This window comes from Citrobacter sp. JGM124 (genome assembly GCF_018257795.1).
Lineage (GTDB): Bacteria > Pseudomonadota > Gammaproteobacteria > Enterobacterales > Enterobacteriaceae > JGM124.
The window spans coordinates 55,607-73,229 of sequence record NZ_JAERJD010000008.1; the positions used below are offsets into that span (position 1 = coordinate 55,607).

A 17,623-nucleotide genomic window follows, 5' to 3' on the forward strand; every position below is an offset into this window, starting at 1 on the left:
ATTACCATTCACTAGGGAGAGATCATGCCGATTCAGGTATTGCCACCGCAACTGGCGAATCAGATAGCTGCAGGTGAAGTTGTTGAACGTCCCGCATCGGTAGTGAAAGAGTTAGTCGAAAACAGTATCGATGCGGGAGCCACGCGCATTGATATCGACATTGAACGCGGTGGTGCGAAGCTTATTCGTATCCGTGACAATGGTTGCGGTATTAAGCAAGAAGAGCTGGCATTAGCACTCGCTCGTCATGCAACCAGTAAAATCACCTCTCTGGACGATCTGGAAGCCATCATCAGTCTGGGATTTCGTGGGGAAGCGTTGGCCAGTATCAGTTCAGTATCGCGTTTAATGCTGACATCACGTACTGCAGAACAAAGTGAGGCATGGCAAGCCTATGCTGAAGGCCGGGATCAGGATGTGAGCGTTAAGCCCGCAGCGCATCCTGTAGGAACGACCCTCGAGGTATTGGATCTTTTTTATAATACACCCGCGCGTCGTAAATTTATGCGCACGGAAAAAACTGAATTTAATCATATTGATGAAATAGTCAGACGTATTGCCCTGGCGCGTTTTGATATTGCGATTAACCTCAGCCATAACGGCAAAATGGTGCGCCAGTACCGTGCGGTTCAGGAAGGGGCGGCGCGTGAGCGTCGACTGGGCACCATTTGTGGTAATGCATTTTTGGAACATGCTCTGGCGATTGAGTGGCAGCATGGTGATCTTGCCCTGAGCGGCTGGGTCGTGGAACCTGAAGCATCGACCGCCGCGCTGGCAGAGATTCAGTACTGCTATGTGAATGGTCGAATGATGCGAGATCGCCTGATTAATCATGCTATTCGTCAGGCCTATGAAGATCAGTTGGGCATCGACCAGCAACCCGCTTTTGTCCTCTATCTGGAAGTGGATCCGCATCAGGTTGATGTGAATGTACACCCCGCGAAGCATGAAGTACGTTTCCATCAGTCACGTTTAGTGCATGATTTTATTTATCAAGGGGTATTGAGTGTACTGCAGCAGCAAAAAGAGACTCTCCCAATAGTCCCGGCGGGGGAGGAAACGTCTGCCAGCACCCTGCCTTGCCCACCAGAAAATCGTGTTGCTGCAGGACGTAATCAATTTGCGAGCCCTTCAGTGCCGCGCAAAACAGTAAGTGCAGCGCCAAACACAGATGGAGATCGTCATCGTTCGGCACCACCACTCTGGCCTCATGCCACTCCGGGTTATCAAAAACAACAGGGGGCTTTGTACCAGCAGTTACTTGCGACCCCTAAAACGGGCGAGCCTGTTGTGTCACGAGCTGAAGAGCCCACGGCATTAGAAGGGAATACACACAGTTTTGGTCGGGTGCTTACCGTCCTCGCTCCGGATCTGGCCTTGCTGGAACGTAATGGCAAACTTGCGCTGCTTTCCTTAGTGGTGGCGGAGCGTTGGTTGAAACAAGCACAGCTTTTACCTGAAGCGGAGAGTTTGCGTGCGCAGCCGTTATTAATTCCGCTGCGTTTGAAAGTGACTCCGGAAGAGCATGATGTGCTGGTTGAAAATCAAGCACTTTTGCTTGAGATGGGGATAGAACTGGCTATAGAAGCCCAACAGATCACCGTTCGGGGTGTACCTTTACCTTTGCGTAAACAAAATTTACAAATCTTGATTCACGAACTGACAAGATACTTAACACAACAGTCAGAGGTGACACCAGGCCTGCTTGCAACACATATTGCCCGTCATTTAGTCAGTGAATATGAGCAGTGGAGCCAGTCGCAGGCAATTACCTTACTGGCCGAGGTTGAGCGAATTTGCCCTCAGTTGGTGAAGACGCCTCCTGGCGGTTTGTTGCAACCTATTGACTTACAAATGGCGATGAACGCCCTGAAACATGACTGAACTGAATAAAAGCCTGCCACAGGCTATCTTTTTGATGGGGCCGACGGCCTCAGGTAAAACGGCATTGGCAATTAATTTGCGCCAAACATTGCCTGTAGAGTTGATCAGCGTTGACTCAGCCCTCATCTACCGAGGGATGGATATTGGAACCGCTAAACCGACAGCAGAAGAGCAGGCGTTAGCGCCGCATCGGCTGCTGGATATCCTGGACCCATCACAGGCATATTCTGCCGCAGACTTCCGGCGGGATGCGCTGGCGGAGATGGCTGAGATTAGTGCCGCGGGACGTATCCCACTGCTGGTGGGCGGTACGATGCTTTATTTTAAAGCATTATTAGAAGGATTATCGCCTTTGCCTTCAGCCTCACCAGAGGTAAGAGCAGAAATAGAACAGCAGGCCGCAGAGCATGGATGGGAGGCGTTACATGGACAACTCCGGTCTATTGACCCTGTTGCGGCAGCCAGGATTCATCCAAATGATCCACAAAGACTTTCCCGAGCACTGGAAGTTTTTTTCATTTCGGGTAAAACTTTAACGGAACTGACGCAAACGTCAGGAGAGGCTTTACCGTACCAGGTGCATCAGTTTGCTATCGCCCCCGCGAAACGTGAACTGCTTCATCAACGGATTGAGCAGCGTTTTCATCAGATGTTAGCTTCAGATTTTGAAGCAGAAGTACGGGCTCTTTTTGCCCGCGGAGATTTACATCCGGATATGCCTTCGATTAGATGCGTTGGTTATCGACAGATGTGGTCTTATTTGAACGGTGAAATTTCACACGATGAGATGACCTATAAAGGCATTTGTGCAACACGACAATTGGCAAAACGTCAGCTAACTTGGTTACGTGGGTGGGAAAGTGTCCATTGGCTGGATAGCGATCTCCCTGAGCAGGCTTATCGCAACGTATTACAGGTAGTTAGTGCGAACCATAAATGAAAGTGTACAATTGACAGGGCGACGTGTGTAAATTTTACGCTGTTTTTCTGAGCAAATTGCTCTTGAGTGACAAACAACAAACATATAAGGAAAAGAGAGAATGGCAAAGGGGCAATCTTTACAAGATCCGTTCTTGAACGCTTTGCGTCGGGAACGCGTTCCAGTTTCTATTTATTTGGTGAATGGTATTAAGTTGCAAGGACAGATTGAGTCTTTTGACCAGTTCGTTATCCTGTTGAAAAATACAGTAAGCCAGATGGTTTATAAGCATGCTATTTCTACCGTGGTGCCGTCACGTCCGGTTTCACATCACAGTAATAATGCAGCAGCTGGAACGTCTGGTAACTACCATCAGGGTGCAGGTTCTGCAGCGCAACAAGACAGCGAAGAAGCTGAATAATATTGCGTGTTGTTTCCAGTGCGGGGGGCTCAGTTCAGCTGCGTTCCCCACTGGTCTTTTGAGAGGTTATGCATTTGTTTGACCGTTACGATGCTGGTGAGCAGGCGGTACTAGTACACATCTATTTTTCGCAAGACAAAGATATGGAGGACTTGGTGGAGTTTGAATCCCTGGTCTCTTCTGCCGGCGTTGAAGCACTCCAGGTGGTCACAGGTACTCGCAAGGCCCCACACCCCAAGTATTTTGTTGGTGAAGGTAAAGCAATTGAGATTGCTGAAGCAGTTAAAACCACGGGAGCATCGGTCGTGTTGTTTGATCATGCGTTGTCGCCAGCTCAGGAGCGCAACCTTGAAGCACTATGCCAGTGTCGAGTCATTGATCGTACAGGATTAATCCTGGACATATTTGCCCAACGTGCGCGCACCCATGAAGGGAAACTGCAGGTTGAGCTGGCCCAGCTACGCCATTTGGCGACTCGTCTGGTGCGAGGCTGGACTCACCTTGAACGGCAAAAAGGCGGGATTGGCCTGCGAGGCCCTGGTGAGACCCAACTTGAGACGGACCGTCGTCTGCTGCGTAATCGTATTATGCTTATCCTTTCGCGACTGGAACGGGTTGAAAAACAACGTGAACAAGGTCGACGTTCCCGCGCGAAAGCCGATGTGCCAACAGTCTCTCTGGTAGGCTATACCAATGCGGGTAAGTCTACCTTATTTAACCGAATTACCGCGGCTGATGTGTATGCTGCGGATCAGCTATTTGCCACACTTGACCCTACACTGCGCCGGATTGACGTTGCAGATGTTGGCGAAACGGTGCTGGCGGATACTGTCGGTTTTATTCGCCATCTGCCACATGATTTGGTAGCAGCGTTTAAGGCCACCCTGCAGGAGACACGTCAGGCAACGTTGTTGTTACACGTGATCGATGCGGCCGATTTCCGGCTTCAGGAAAACATTGCGGCGGTTGAAACCGTACTGGAAGAAATCGAAGCGAATGAGATCCCAACGTTGTTGGTCATGAATAAAATTGATGCATTGGATGATCTTGTTCCGCGCATTGATCGTAACGATGAGAATGTGCCGATTCGGGTGTGGCTTTCAGCCCAGACCGGGGTTGGTGTCCCACTGCTTTTTCAGGCTTTGACAGAACGTCTGTCTGGTGAAATTGCGCAGCATGCGCTGCGTTTGCCACCGATGGCAGGGCGACTTCGGAGCCGTTTATATCAGCTTCAGGCAATAGAAAAAGAGTGGACAGAAGAGGATGGTTACGTTGGGCTGGAGGTTCGCCTGCCCATTGTTGACTGGAATCGACTCTGTAAACAAGAACCGGCATTAGCAGACTATATCGTTAAGTCGTAGAGGCTGTCGGCTCACCCTTATCCTGAAGACTATTTCCCCTTTGAGGGGATATCACCGCACAACAATTATGGAGCATAAACATGGCGTGGAATCAGCCCGGTAATAACGGACAGGACCGCGACCCGTGGGGAAGCAGCAAGCCTGGCGGCGACTCTGGGGGAAACAAAGGAGGTCGCGATAAAGGACCACCTGATTTGGATGATATCTTCCGCAAATTGAGTAACAAACTCAATGGGCTTGGCGGGGGTAAGAGCGGTAAAAGCGGTGATGGTTCATCTCAGGGGCCGGGTAAACCGGTGAGTGGCCGTTTACTGGGGATCGCCGTTGCCGCTGTTGTTATCCTGTGGGCTGCAACGGGTTTTTACACCATCAAAGAGGCAGAACGTGGTGTTGTGGCTCGCTTTGGTAAGTTCAGCCATTTGGTGGAGCCCGGTTTAAACTGGAAGCCGACCTTTATTGATAGTGTCAGGCCGGTCAACGTTGAGTCGGTTCGTGAGCTGGCTGCTTCTGGCGTTATGCTGACATCTGACGAGAACGTGGTACGGGTCGAGATGAACGTACAGTATCGTGTTACCGATCCTGAACATTACCTGTATAGCGTGACCAGTGCTGATGATAGCCTGCGCCAGGCAACAGATAGCGCATTACGTGGCGTTATCGGTAAATATTCAATGGATAAGATTCTGACTGAGGGGCGTACGATCATTCGTAATGATACTCAGCGTGAACTGGAAGAGACGATACGCCCTTATAACATGGGGATCACCTTGCTGGATGTGAACTTCCAGACAGCTCGTCCACCTGAAGAGGTAAAAGCCGCATTTGATGACGCGATTGCCGCCCGTGAAAATGAGCAGCAGTACATTCGCGAAGCTGAAGCCTATGCTAACGAAGTGCAGCCACGCGCTAACGGTAGAGCCCAGCGTATTCTGGAAGAAGCTCGTGCATACAAAGCACAGTCCGTTCTGGAAGCACAGGGTGAAGTGGCTCGGTTTGCTAAATTGTTGCCAGAATATAAAGCTGCGCCGGCGATTACCCGTGAGCGTCTGTATATTGAAGCCATGGAAAAAGTCCTGAGTAATACGCGTAAAGTACTGGTCAACGATAAAGGCAATAGCCTGATGGTTCTGCCACTTGATCAAATGCTGAAAGGAGGAGGCAAGGCACCTGCGGAGAACAGCACTAGCAGCACTACAGAGAATCTGTTACGTCTGCCGCCAGCGCCTGTAGCTAACAGTAACAGTCGTGTGAGTACCTCTTCGCCAACCAGGAACAGCGACATTATGGATCAGCGTCGCGCCAATGCACAGCGCGTAGGGAGTGAATAACGATGCGTAAGTCTATAATTGCACTGATTATCGTCGTGCTGTTTGTACTCTTTACTTCGGTATTCGTGGTACATGAAGGCGAACGTGGTATTACTTTACGGTTTGGTAAAGTAGTCCGTGATGACGAAAACAAACCTCTGGTATACGCCCCGGGTCTGCATTTTAAGATCCCTTTTATCGAGTCAGTGAAAACACTTGATGCACGTATCCAGACGATGGATAACCAGGCTGATCGCTTTGTTACCAAAGAGAAAAAAGATCTGATCGTTGATTCCTATATTAAATGGCGGATTAGCGACTTTAGCCGTTACTACTTAGCAACCGGTGGTGGTGACATTTCTCAGGCCGAAGTTTTGCTGAAACGTAAGTTCAGTGACCGTTTGCGTTCTGAGATTGGTCGTCTGGATGTGAAAGACATCGTTACTGACTCCCGTGGCCGTCTGACACTGGATGTTCGTGACGCACTGAACTCTGGTTCATCCGGTGCTGACGATGAAGTGGCTACACCCGCAGCTGATGATGCGATTGCTTCTGCTGCCGCACGTATTACTAAAGAGACTAACGGCAAAGTACCTGTCGTGAATCCAAACAGTATGGCGGCTCTGGGTATTGAAGTAGTTGATGTGCGTATCAAGCAGATCAACCTGCCTGCTGAAGTATCCGAGGCTATCTACAACCGTATGCGTGCTGAACGTGAAGCTGTTGCTCGCCGTCACCGTTCACAAGGCCAGGAAGAGGCAGAAAAACTACGCGCAACGGCAGATTACGAAGTGACCCGTACTCTGGCGGAAGCTGAACGTGAAGGTCGTATAACGCGTGGTGAAGGAGATGCTGAAGTGGCGAAACTGTTTGCCGAAACCTTCAGTCAGGATCCGGACTTCTATGCGCTGGTACGTAGCCTGCGTGCTTACGAGAATAGCTTCAAGTCCAACGAAGATGTTCTGGTACTGAGCCCGGATGATGATTTCTTCCGTTATATGAAATCACCTGAGAAAAGTACTCGTCAGTAAGTATTGATTTAATCAACGAGAAAAGAGCCGGGAAACCGGCTCTTTTTTTATGTCCGGAGTATGGTGAACTCGGTATCTTTTAAGTTGTTTGTAAGCTGTCTGCGCGTACGCAACAGGGTAAATACATCGGTTTCATTTCCTTTTTCCTGAGTCGTGCTACCCAGGAAAAAGGAAATGAAACAATAAAAATCTCGTTATTGTGGCGAATGAGGTTACTATCATCGCCGAAATGATACAGGTACCCAATACGGCGTGCTGTGAGAGGGCGGCAGGTGTTACCTCGCCGCTAATGTGATGCAGGAATAACTTTATATGAACTCGACAATTTGGCTGGCATTGGCTTTAGTTTTGGTGATCGAAGGCTTAGGGCCGATGCTCTATCCCAGGCTCTGGCGGCGAATGATACTGTCATTCACGCAGCTACCTGAATCCATGCTGCGTCGTTTTGGGGGTGGTCTTGTGGTTGCTGGGGTAGTTATCTACTATATGTTGAGTCGTAGCGTTGGGTGACTGAAAATCATTCATCAGAATACTAATTTGTTCACTAAAGTGGCTGATCATCCTGGAAACCGATGATAGAATCCTTTTTTAAGCAAACGGTGATTTTGAAAAATGGGTAACAACGTCGTCGTACTGGGCACCCAATGGGGTGACGAAGGTAAAGGGAAGATCGTCGATCTCCTGACCGAACGGGCTAAATATGTTGTGCGCTACCAGGGTGGACACAATGCAGGCCATACTCTTGTAATCAACGGTGAGAAAACCGTTCTCCATCTTATTCCATCAGGTATTCTTCGGGATAACGTCACCAGTGTCATTGGTAACGGTGTTGTACTGTCTCCGGCTGCACTGATGAAAGAAATGACGCAGCTTGAAGATCGTGGTATTCCGGTACGCGAACGTCTTCTGTTATCTGAAGCCTGCCCACTGATTCTTGAGTATCATGTTGCACTTGATGTTGCACGTGAAAAGGCGCGTGGTGCTAAAGCTATCGGTACTACCGGTCGTGGTATCGGTCCAGCATACGAAGATAAAGTTGCTCGTCGTGGTCTGCGTGTGGGTGACCTGTTCGATAAAGCAACCTTTGCTGATAAACTGAAAGACGTGCTGGATTATCATAATTTCCAGTTAGTTAACTATTATAAAGTCGAAGCCGTTGACTATCAGAAAGTGCTGGATGATGTTATGGCAGTGGCCGACATCCTGACCAGTATGGTGGTTGATGTTTCTGATTTATTAGATCAGGCGCGCCAGCGTGGCGACTTCATCATGTTTGAAGGCGCACAGGGTACATTACTGGATATCGACCATGGTACTTATCCGTATGTGACCTCTTCTAATACTACCGCAGGTGGTGTCGCGACAGGTTCTGGCCTGGGCCCACGTTATGTGGATTATGTCCTGGGTATCATCAAAGCTTACTCTACTCGTGTAGGGGCTGGTCCGTTCCCGACTGAGCTGTTTGATGATATTGGTGAGTTCCTGTGCAAACAGGGTAATGAGTTTGGTGCAACCACGGGCCGTCGTCGTCGTACTGGCTGGCTGGATGCGGTTGCGGTACGTCGTGCCGTTCAGCTGAACTCCCTGTCTGGTTTCTGCCTGACCAAGCTGGACGTTCTTGACGGCCTGAAAGAGGTGAAAATTTGTGTGGCTTATCGCATGCCTGATGGCCGTGAAGTTACCACCACACCAATGGCTGCAGATGACTGGGAAGGTATCGAACCTATTTATGAAACCCTGCCAGGCTGGTCTGAGACGACTTTCGGTGTGAAAGAGCGTGAAGGTTTACCGCAAGCTGCCTTGAACTATATTAAGCGTATTGAAGAGCTGACAGGTGTCCCGGTTGATATTATCTCAACGGGCCCGGATCGGACTGAAACCATGATTCTGCGTGATCCTTTTGACGCATAACAGGTTGGAGGGTGTGCTTTGCACACCCTGCTCACTGTGTTTCCTACCTTGTATCTCTCCTCTTCCGTAAATAAATTAGCTGGTAGTGACTGGGCTGGTTTATCATCAATACGTCCATAACGGCAGTATCTATCTGTCATACTTCAAGTTACTTGAGTATCGCCTCTACTCCGTCAGTCGCGTCGCCAGACTTAACGGCAACCTTCCTGCCATTGCAGAGAGTAACCTGAATGATGGCACTTCTCCGTTTTACAGATAAAGTGCTACTTGCTTTTGGTTGATAACACAGCATGTTGCACAGCAAAGTAAGACGGGTACAGCTAAGATTAAAGTGGCAATGATCTTTGACTCACCCATCACAACGGGTGACATTATGAACGAACAAACCACCGGTGAGATGACTGATCTCTCACGTGGGTAGATTCCAGCCTTGCCATGTATTTTGTTAAGGCTAATAACCAGAACTTTCGCCCAAGGGCGAACAATAGCAATACATTGATCATACTCTTTCAGCCTGGTGCGTCAGAGCGATCTGTATAAGGGGCGTGCGGTTCAGTACTGTCAGATGAAAAGAGCTGGCGCAAAAGAGCCCACCCCATTGCTTTATCTATTTTACTGATGCTGGTGCCCTGTGTGCCAAGCAGCAGATGACAACGGAGGAACCGCAATGTCAAAAGATCCTTTTCAGGAACGAGAAGCCGGAAAGTATGAAAACCCGATCCCAAGTCGGGAATTTATTCTCGATCTCCTTTCCCAACGAGAAAAACCAGCCAGTCGGGATGAACTGGCGGAAGCGATGAATATTACCGATGAAGATCAACTAGAAGCATTACGTCGTCGCCTGCGAGCGATGGAACGTGACGGACAGCTGGTTTTCACTCGTCGTCAGTGTTATGCCCTGCCTGAGCGTCTGGACTTGCTCAAGGGTAAAGTTATTGGTCACCGTGATGGTTTTGGCTTTCTGCGTGTAGAAGGGCGTAAAGATGATCTTTATCTCTCTTCCGAGCAGATGAAAATGTGCATGCACGGCGACATAGTGCTGGTACAACCTTTAGGTGCTGACCGTAAGGGGCGTCGTGAAGCGCGCATTGTGAGAGTACTGGAGCCGAGAACCGGGCAAATTGTCGGGCGATACTTTACCGAAGCCGGAGTAGGCTTTGTGGTGCCCGATGACAGCCGTCTGAGTTTTGACATCCTGATCCCACCTGAAGATATTCAGGGCGCTCGCATGGGATTTGTGGTCGTGGTTGAACTGACTCAACGCCCCACTCGTCGTACTAAAGCGGTTGGTAAAATAGTTGAAGTCCTGGGCGACAACATGGGAACAGGTATGGCAGTCGATATGGCACTGCGTACCCATGAGATCCCCTATGTATGGCCAAAAGAGGTAGAAACACAGATTGCGGCGCTGAAGGAAGAGGTACCGGAAGAGGCGAAAGCAGGGCGTGTTGATTTGCGGGCGTTACCGCTGATGACCATTGATGGTGAAGATGCACGTGACTTTGATGACGCCGTATTTTGTGAAAAAAAACGCGGTGGCGGCTGGCGTCTTTGGGTAGCGATTGCGGATGTCAGCTACTATGTTCGCCCCCCAACACCATTGGATACCGAAGCCCGTAACCGTGGAACCTCTGTTTATTTCCCATCACAAGTGGTACCCATGTTACCGGAAGTGCTGTCCAACGGCCTGTGTTCCCTGAACCCACAAGTTGACAGATTATGCATGGTCTGCGAAATGACCATCTCTGCCACGGGACGTCTGACAGGTTCTAAGTTTTACGAGGCGGTGATGCGCTCCCATGCTCGTCTGACTTATACCAAAGTCTGGAATATTTTGCAGGGTGATGAAGAGCTACGTGAGCAGTATGCTCCACTGGTTAAGCACATTGAAGAGTTACACCACCTCTATAAAGTGCTGGAAGTCGCACGTACTCAGCGTGGTGGTATTTCTTTTGAAAGTGAAGAAGCTAAATTTATTTTTAATGCCGATCGTCGTATAGAACGAGTGGAACAAACCGTTCGGAACGATGCTCATAAGCTGATTGAGGAGTGCATGATCCTCGCCAATATATCAGCAGCGCGTTTTGTTGAAAAACATAATGAACCTTCTCTGTTCCGTGATCATGACCGGCCAGGCAATGATGCCATTACGGCCTTCCGTTCAGTACTGGCAGAATTAGGATTAGAACTACCCGGTGGTCAGAAACCAGAGCCACGGGACTATGCAGAATTACTGACTTCCATTGCCGATCGCCCTGATCATGAGATGCTGCAGACCATGTTGCTGCGCTCTATGAAACAAGCTATTTATGATCCAGAGAACCGCGGCCACTTTGGGCTGGCATTAAAATCTTATGCCCATTTTACATCACCTATCCGACGTTACCCGGACTTGCTGTTACACCGTGCTATTAAGTATTTACTGGCGAAAGAACAAGGTAATACCGGGAATAGTACGGAGTCAGGTGGCTGGCACTACAGCATGGAAGAGATGCTACAGCTGGGTCAGCACTGTTCAATGGCCGAACGCCGTGCCGACGAAGCTACACGTGAAGTCTCCGACTGGCTGAAGTGTGACTTTATGCAAGATCAGGTTGGGCAGACATTTAACGGTATCATTGCCAGTGTGACCGGTTTTGGCTTCTTTGTTCGTCTCAATGATCTGTTTATTGATGGACTGGTCCATGTCTCTTCACTTGATAATGACTATTATCGCTTCGACCAGGTTGGCCAGCGACTGATTGGCGAGTCAGGGGGCAAAACGTATCGTCTTGGCGATAAAGTTGAAGTTCGTGTTGAAGCTGTCCATATGGATGAGCGTAAAATCGACTTTGCGCTTATCTCCAGCCAGCGAGTGCCTCGGGGAGCCGGTAAAACAGAAAAAGACAAAGGGAAGAAAAAATCGGGCGGAGCTTCAAAACGCCGCCAGGCAGGAAAACGTAAAAATTTTGAATCAGATAGCACCTTCCGTAAAGAGAAAAGCGGTGTAAAGGCGAAGTCTGAAAAAAAAGGCAGTAAAGAGAAAAAAGCAAAAGGGCCTTCAGAAAAAACCCGTAAAATAGCGGCGGCAACGAAGGCCAAGCGGGCAGCCAAAAAGCAGGCTGACTGACGTTATCCCCGCCAGGAATTCTCTGGCGGGGTAGATAAGCAACAAACCCAAATACAGGCAGGCCATTGTCTGAGATGAGTGAAATCAATGAGTGAAATTATTTACGGCATTCATGCGGTTCAGGCTTTGCTTGAAAACGCCCCACAACGCTTTCAGGAAGTGTTTATTCTGAAAGGGCGTGAAGATAAACGTTTAATGCCGCTTATCAAGGCACTGGAGGCGCAGGGTGTCGTAATTCAAGTTGCGAATCGCCAGTGGCTGGACGAAAAAGCAGAAGGTGCCGTCCACCAGGGGATCATCGCCCGGGTGAAACCAGGACGTCAGTATCAGGAGAATGATCTGCCGGATCTGCTGGCTGAACATGAACGCCCATTCTTGCTGATCCTTGATGGTGTTACCGATCCCCATAACCTTGGCGCCTGTCTGCGCAGTGCTGATGCCGCAGGTGTGCATGGGATCATCGTCCCGAAAGATCGTTCTGCCCAGCTTAACGCTACCGCGAAAAAAGTGGCTTGCGGTGCTGCGGAAAATGTACCGCTGATCCGTGTCACTAATCTGGCTCGTACTATGCGCCTGTTACAGGAGTCAAATGTCTGGATAGTGGGTACTGCCGGTGAAGCAACACATACCTTGTTTGAGAGCAAATTCGACGGCCCCATTGCCCTGGTGATGGGCGCTGAAGGTGAAGGCATGCGCAGACTGACTCGCGAACATTGTGATGAGCTGATTAGCATTCCAATGGCAGGGACAGTTTCTTCACTCAACGTCTCGGTCGCGACGGGTGTTTGTTTGTTTGAAATTGTGCGCCAGCGTCGCTAAGTATTGCATAACATAAGGGGGCGATGATTATGAGCTCCCTTTTTATTCCTGCCAGTATTCCCTGATATTTTTCCCTACTGATAGACTCCTCCTGCAAAACTTGAGCATCACCACCACCGCAGTACGTAAACTAATATTTGACTGTACGTTACAGATTGAAATAGAGTGATCACCAGAGTAGGGTGATACGCTATTTCAGGGGGCGGCGATGAGTGGCAGACCACGGGAATTTGATGACATAGCAGTGGTAGAAGCGGCTATGGATGTCTTCTGGTCACACGGCTATGAAGGGGCGTCTGCCCAGGATTTGGTTGAACGAACCGGCCTCGGTCGCGGAAGTTTATACAATGCATTTGGTAGCAAACTGAAACTTTATCATGAAGCCCTGGTTCGTTATCAGGAGCTGGGTATTGAGGCTCAGGTTAAAATTCTTACTGGACCAGGATCGGTTAAATCCCGGTTACGTAATTTAATGCAGTGGGGGATCGAGGGGGATCTTGATCCTGCAACGAATCGTGGATGCATGGCATTATTTGCTGCACTGGAGCGATCAGGTAAAGATCCAAAAGTGGTGCAAATTAGCCGTGTTTATGTGACGAAGCTCGAGCAGGCACTCTGCCAGCTATTCACACAAGGGCAAGCGAATGGTGAATTTTCCAGTGACCGCTCACCACGCGCGATGGCTCGCACTTTTCTTAGTAGCTATTACGGGTTGAGAATTCTGGGACGATCAATGCCGGACAGATCTTTCCTTGAGGATGTGATGACAGAAACCCTTGCCAGATTATAGCGTTGTAAATCATAAGACTACCTTAGCTTTATAGGCGCTACGGGAGTCTTATGTCCTTTTTATTTAAGTTATTCTGTAATGATCATTACAGTATTGGAGGTTGGTATGCCATTTGTTATTTATTTACTTGGTCTGACGATTTTTTCTTTAACCACGGCTGAATTCATGGTTGCTGGTATGATGCCTGCGCTGGCTGTCGCCTTCGATGTTAGCGTTGGGCAAATTGGCTACTTGATTACCTATTACGCCCTGGGTATGGCAATCGGTGGCCCATTATTAACAGCGCTATTACTGGTATTGGGGACGTCCAATAAGCAGGCATTATTCTGCTTATTACTGATTTATATAGCCAGTGGTGTACTGGCCGCTGTTGCTGGTCGTTATGACGTCATGGCCGTGGCCCGTATTATTATGGGAATCAGTAGTTCCGCCTGTTTCGGTGTGGCACTCACCATTTGTGCCAGCCTTGTCGCACCGGAGAAGCGGGGACAAGCCGCCTCTTTTGTTCTGGGTGGATTAATGCTGGCACCCGTGTTTGGTGTACCAGCGACGGCGTTGATTGAGCAATATTTTGGCTGGCGTTTCAGTTTTTGGGCAATAGTGGTATTGGCGGTACTGTGTGCCGTGATTATTGCCAAACGGGTTCCTGACATGAATGAAAGCAACAGTCTGAGCCTGAAAACTGAGCTGCGTTCTTTATATAGTCGTAAGCTTTGGGCCGCCTATGCGACGAGTGGCTTGATTATTGGCGCTGCCTTTTCTGCCTTTAGCTTTTTTGTACCGATATTTACTGAAGTCACTCATTTCCCCACATCTGCAATCCCTTGGTTGCTAGTAATTTATGGTGTTGCAAACATAATAGGCAATATTTTTGTCGGGCGTTTTGCTGATCGTTATACCATCATCACGCTGGCTATGGGGTTGGCCCTTCTTTGCCTGGGTTTAGTTATTTTTGCTGTGTATGCCCAACACCGAATGATAAGCCTCGGTGCTTTGGTTCTTATCGGCCTGACTGGCGTGGCGCTAAATCCGGCTATGGTTGCCCGTGTGATGCGCGCGGCCACTCCAGGCCCATTAGTCAATACCATGCATTCCTCGGTTATTACTGCTGGGTTAGCTTTAGGTTCGTGGGCGGGCAGCTACACTATTGATGCCGGGCTTGGACTTCGCTCACCACTTTGGGTCGGTGTTGTACTGGCATTATTGGGTTTACTGACACTCATTCCTTATTTACGTAAGAAACAACAGTGCGTTGCCGTGGTGTAAATATAATAATGTTATTTAGTTATCTATTTTATCGAAATAATAGTGTTATCTTTTAAGATAATAAATATAAAAATGTTATATCTGAATGTCGTTTTAAATAATTTCCTCTGTGATATATTCGAGTTCTGTCATCGCGAATGAATACAGACGCTATAGTTTTAATTTCTCTCAAACTTAATGATTTCTACATTTCTATTTATTAAATAGTTTTGTGTGGATGGGGAACTGTTGTCTTATGCGTAAAGTAACTTATTTAATAACAACATTGGCTATGGCTATAAGTGCTTTTTCATTTTCCGCAAATGCGGAGCCGAAAGGTAAAGATGCTCCAGTGACGATTCTCGTTTCGGCATTAACTTATAGCTTTCCGCATTTTGTATTTTTACAAGAGCAACTGGAAGATGAAGCCAAGACATTGGGTAATGTGAAAGTTATTCGTTCAGATGGTCAATTAAGTGCACCAAAACAAATTGCTGATATTGAAGCGGCAATTGTTCAAGGTGTTGATGGGATTATTATTGCTCCTGCTGATGCAACAGCTTTGGCTCCGGTTATACGGACAGCTATTAAAGAAGGTATTCCTGTTGTGACAATTGACCGTCCGGTTAATGGTGTGCCTGAAGTTCTGGCGAATGTCGCTGCCGATAATTTAATTGGTGCACAGCATCAGGGAGAAGCAGTGGAAAAACTTTTTCCTGAAGGTGCAACAATCATTAATTTACAAGGTATTCCAGGAGACAAAACGGCCAATGACCGTAACAAAGGTGTTCATGATGCATTAGACAAGCATCCTGAGCTTTATAAATTTGTTGCGGAACAGACGGCGCGGTTTAACCGCGACCAGGGGTTATCAGTAACAGAAAACTTGTTAACAGGACTGGCGACGCCCCCCACTGTCATTATTGCCGGTAATGATGATAGTGCATTAGGTGCGGCTCAGGCTGTAGAGGCTCGTGGCCTGAAAGGTAAAATAGCTATCTTTGGTTATGATGGTTCAACAGATGCACTCAAAGGGGTTCGCGATGGTGTATTAACGGCAACGGTTGATCAGTATCCAGGGAAACAGGGGCGCGAAGCAGTAAAAATTATCACTGACTATATTCGTAATGGTGTTCGTCCGGCGACATCCGATGTATTAATCAGCCCTGTTGCTATTACGAATAAAAATCTTAATGATGCAGAACGTATTGGACTTGTAAAATAATGTCTATTGAACTGTATTCATTCTCTTCTCATTCTGATGTGCAAGAGGGAAGCCAGCATTCCTATAAATATATTAGCATCCGCAATCTGAGCAAATCTTTTTTCGGTCAGACGGTATTGAATAATATATCTTTCTCTTTACAGCCAGGGGAAATAAGGGCGCTATTGGGAGAGAATGGTGCAGGAAAATCTACATTAATTAATTTGTTAAGTGGTGTGCATCAACCTGATAGTGGCAATATTTTTCTGGAAGAACAGCCTTTCTCATTTTATAGGCCTCTTGATGCCTGGAATGCAGGTATTACCACTATTCATCAGGAATTTAGTCTGTTCCCTGAGTTAACTGTTGGGGAAACTATTTTTACCGGCCACTTACCAGTAAATAAAATCGGTTTTATTCGCTGGCAATTTATTATGAGCGCAGCACGGCATGTGCTTGGATTACTTGGCGTCTCGATCAACCCATTGCGCAAAGTTTCTGAGTTAAGTGTGGCGGAACAGCAGCTCGTTGAAATTGCCCGTGCACTTACTTCAAAACCACGCCTGATTATCATGGATGAACCCACTGCCGCATTAAGTCCTGCGGAAGTAGATAAATTAAAACAGGTGGTACGTACTATTTCTGCAAATGGTGTGGCGGTTATTTATATCAGTCATCGGTTGGAAGAAATTAAGGATCTGTGTGACACCTACAGTGTCTTAAGAGATGGTGAGTTGGTGGGGGAAGGGGAGGTGAAGCATGCCTCTATCGATAACCTGGTTCGACTTATGGTTGGGCGTGATTTAGTGGCGTATGACCACTCTGAACGTAATATCAGCACGACTCCTGTATTGGAAGTTGAAAACCTGTCGAGTGCGGCAAAAGGAAGAGATGGCCCTCGTGTTAACAATGCCAGTTTCAGTGTAAAAGGCGGGGAGATTGTCGGTTTTGCCGGGTTGGTAGGTGCCGGGAGAACGGAAATTGCACGGTTATTATTTGGCGCAGACCCCATAGGGAGTGGCACATTACGCATACAGGGTAAGCCCTATCACCCCTCTTCGCCACGGGATGCTATTGCCGCAGGTATTGGTCTGGTCCCGGAAGACCGTAAACAGCAGGCACTGTTTCTTTCACTCTCTGTAGAAGAAAATTTCGCCATTATCCATTCGCCGTTACAGAGTTCCCGACTCGTTATTGACAGACAGGGGGAGCGGCTTTCGTTCCTTGATTTTAAGAAACAGTTAAATTTGCGGGCGATCAACCTGGGGGCAGATATTGCCACCTTGTCAGGGGGCAACCAGCAAAAAGTGGTTTTGGCACGTTGGATGGCACAAACCCCGTCCATTCTGATTGTCGATGAGCCTACGCGAGGGGTCGATATTGCTGCAAAAGCTGATGTGCATAGATTGCTGCGTGACATGGCAAAAAAGGGGGTCGCGATTATTTTGATTTCCTCTGATTTACCGGAAGTGTTAGCGGTGAGTGACCGGATTATTACGATGCGGGCGGGTCACTTAACGGGGGAGTTACTAGCACATGAAGCAAATGAAGAGAGCGTCATGCAGCTAATGACACGACATATTCCCCAGATATGAATTAACTTTTGGATCAAAGAGATGACT

General features: G+C 48.2%; 14 protein-coding genes. All 14 read left to right on the forward strand.

Annotated features, from left to right (window positions below):
• Nucleotides 1-24: 24 nt before the first annotated feature.
• Nucleotides 25-1,884, forward strand: a complete 1,860-nt coding sequence (gene mutL / locus JK154_RS12280) for a DNA mismatch repair endonuclease MutL (protein ID WP_211992838.1) — start codon at nucleotides 25-27, stop codon at nucleotides 1,882-1,884.
• Nucleotides 1,877-2,824 (forward strand): tRNA (adenosine(37)-N6)-dimethylallyltransferase MiaA, encoded by a 948-nt coding sequence (miaA, locus tag JK154_RS12285; RefSeq protein ID WP_211992839.1) that lies wholly within the window; start codon nucleotides 1,877-1,879, stop codon nucleotides 2,822-2,824. The genes mutL and miaA overlap by 8 nt, the downstream gene beginning before the upstream one ends.
• A gap of 100 nt (nucleotides 2,825-2,924) precedes the next feature.
• Nucleotides 2,925-3,224 (forward strand): RNA chaperone Hfq, encoded by a 300-nt coding sequence (hfq, locus tag JK154_RS12290; protein ID WP_211992840.1) that lies wholly within the window; start codon nucleotides 2,925-2,927, stop codon nucleotides 3,222-3,224.
• A 74-nt stretch (nucleotides 3,225-3,298) separates the two neighbouring features.
• Nucleotides 3,299-4,585 (forward strand): ribosome rescue GTPase HflX, encoded by a 1,287-nt coding sequence (hflX, locus tag JK154_RS12295; protein ID WP_211993038.1) that lies wholly within the window; start codon nucleotides 3,299-3,301, stop codon nucleotides 4,583-4,585.
• Between the two features lie 80 nt (nucleotides 4,586-4,665).
• On the forward strand, nucleotides 4,666-5,913 hold the full coding sequence (gene hflK / locus JK154_RS12300) for an FtsH protease activity modulator HflK (protein ID WP_211992841.1): 1,248 nt from the start codon (nucleotides 4,666-4,668) through the stop codon (nucleotides 5,911-5,913).
• Nucleotides 5,914-5,915: 2 nt separating this feature from the next.
• Nucleotides 5,916-6,923 (forward strand): protease modulator HflC, encoded by a 1,008-nt coding sequence (gene hflC, locus JK154_RS12305; protein WP_211992842.1) that lies wholly within the window; start codon nucleotides 5,916-5,918, stop codon nucleotides 6,921-6,923.
• 312 nt (nucleotides 6,924-7,235) lie between these two features.
• Nucleotides 7,236-7,433, forward strand: a complete 198-nt coding sequence (locus tag JK154_RS12310; protein WP_211992843.1) for a DUF2065 domain-containing protein — start codon at nucleotides 7,236-7,238, stop codon at nucleotides 7,431-7,433.
• Between the two features lie 102 nt (nucleotides 7,434-7,535).
• Nucleotides 7,536-8,834: an adenylosuccinate synthase gene (locus JK154_RS12315; protein ID WP_211992844.1), complete on the forward strand. Its 1,299-nt coding sequence runs from the start codon at nucleotides 7,536-7,538 to the stop codon at nucleotides 8,832-8,834.
• 667 nt (nucleotides 8,835-9,501) lie between these two features.
• Complete coding sequence (gene rnr, locus JK154_RS12320; RefSeq protein WP_211992845.1) at nucleotides 9,502-11,943, forward strand: ribonuclease R; 2,442 nt, start codon at nucleotides 9,502-9,504, stop codon at nucleotides 11,941-11,943.
• A gap of 87 nt (nucleotides 11,944-12,030) precedes the next feature.
• Nucleotides 12,031-12,762 carry a 23S rRNA (guanosine(2251)-2'-O)-methyltransferase RlmB gene (gene rlmB / locus JK154_RS12325; RefSeq protein WP_211992846.1) on the forward strand — a complete coding sequence of 244 codons (732 nt, stop codon included), beginning with the start codon at nucleotides 12,031-12,033 and terminating at the stop codon, nucleotides 12,760-12,762.
• 208 nt (nucleotides 12,763-12,970) lie between these two features.
• Nucleotides 12,971-13,552: a TetR/AcrR family transcriptional regulator gene (locus tag JK154_RS12330; RefSeq protein ID WP_249215903.1), complete on the forward strand. Its 582-nt coding sequence runs from the start codon at nucleotides 12,971-12,973 to the stop codon at nucleotides 13,550-13,552.
• A gap of 105 nt (nucleotides 13,553-13,657) precedes the next feature.
• Nucleotides 13,658-14,818: an MFS transporter gene (locus tag JK154_RS12335; protein WP_211992847.1), complete on the forward strand. Its 1,161-nt coding sequence runs from the start codon at nucleotides 13,658-13,660 to the stop codon at nucleotides 14,816-14,818.
• A 235-nt stretch (nucleotides 14,819-15,053) separates the two neighbouring features.
• On the forward strand, nucleotides 15,054-16,022 hold the full coding sequence (locus JK154_RS12340; protein WP_211992848.1) for a substrate-binding domain-containing protein: 969 nt from the start codon (nucleotides 15,054-15,056) through the stop codon (nucleotides 16,020-16,022).
• Nucleotides 16,022-17,596: a sugar ABC transporter ATP-binding protein gene (locus tag JK154_RS12345; protein WP_211992849.1), complete on the forward strand. Its 1,575-nt coding sequence runs from the start codon at nucleotides 16,022-16,024 to the stop codon at nucleotides 17,594-17,596. The genes JK154_RS12340 and JK154_RS12345 overlap by 1 nt, the downstream gene beginning before the upstream one ends.
• The last annotated feature ends 27 nt before the right edge of the window (nucleotides 17,597-17,623 follow it).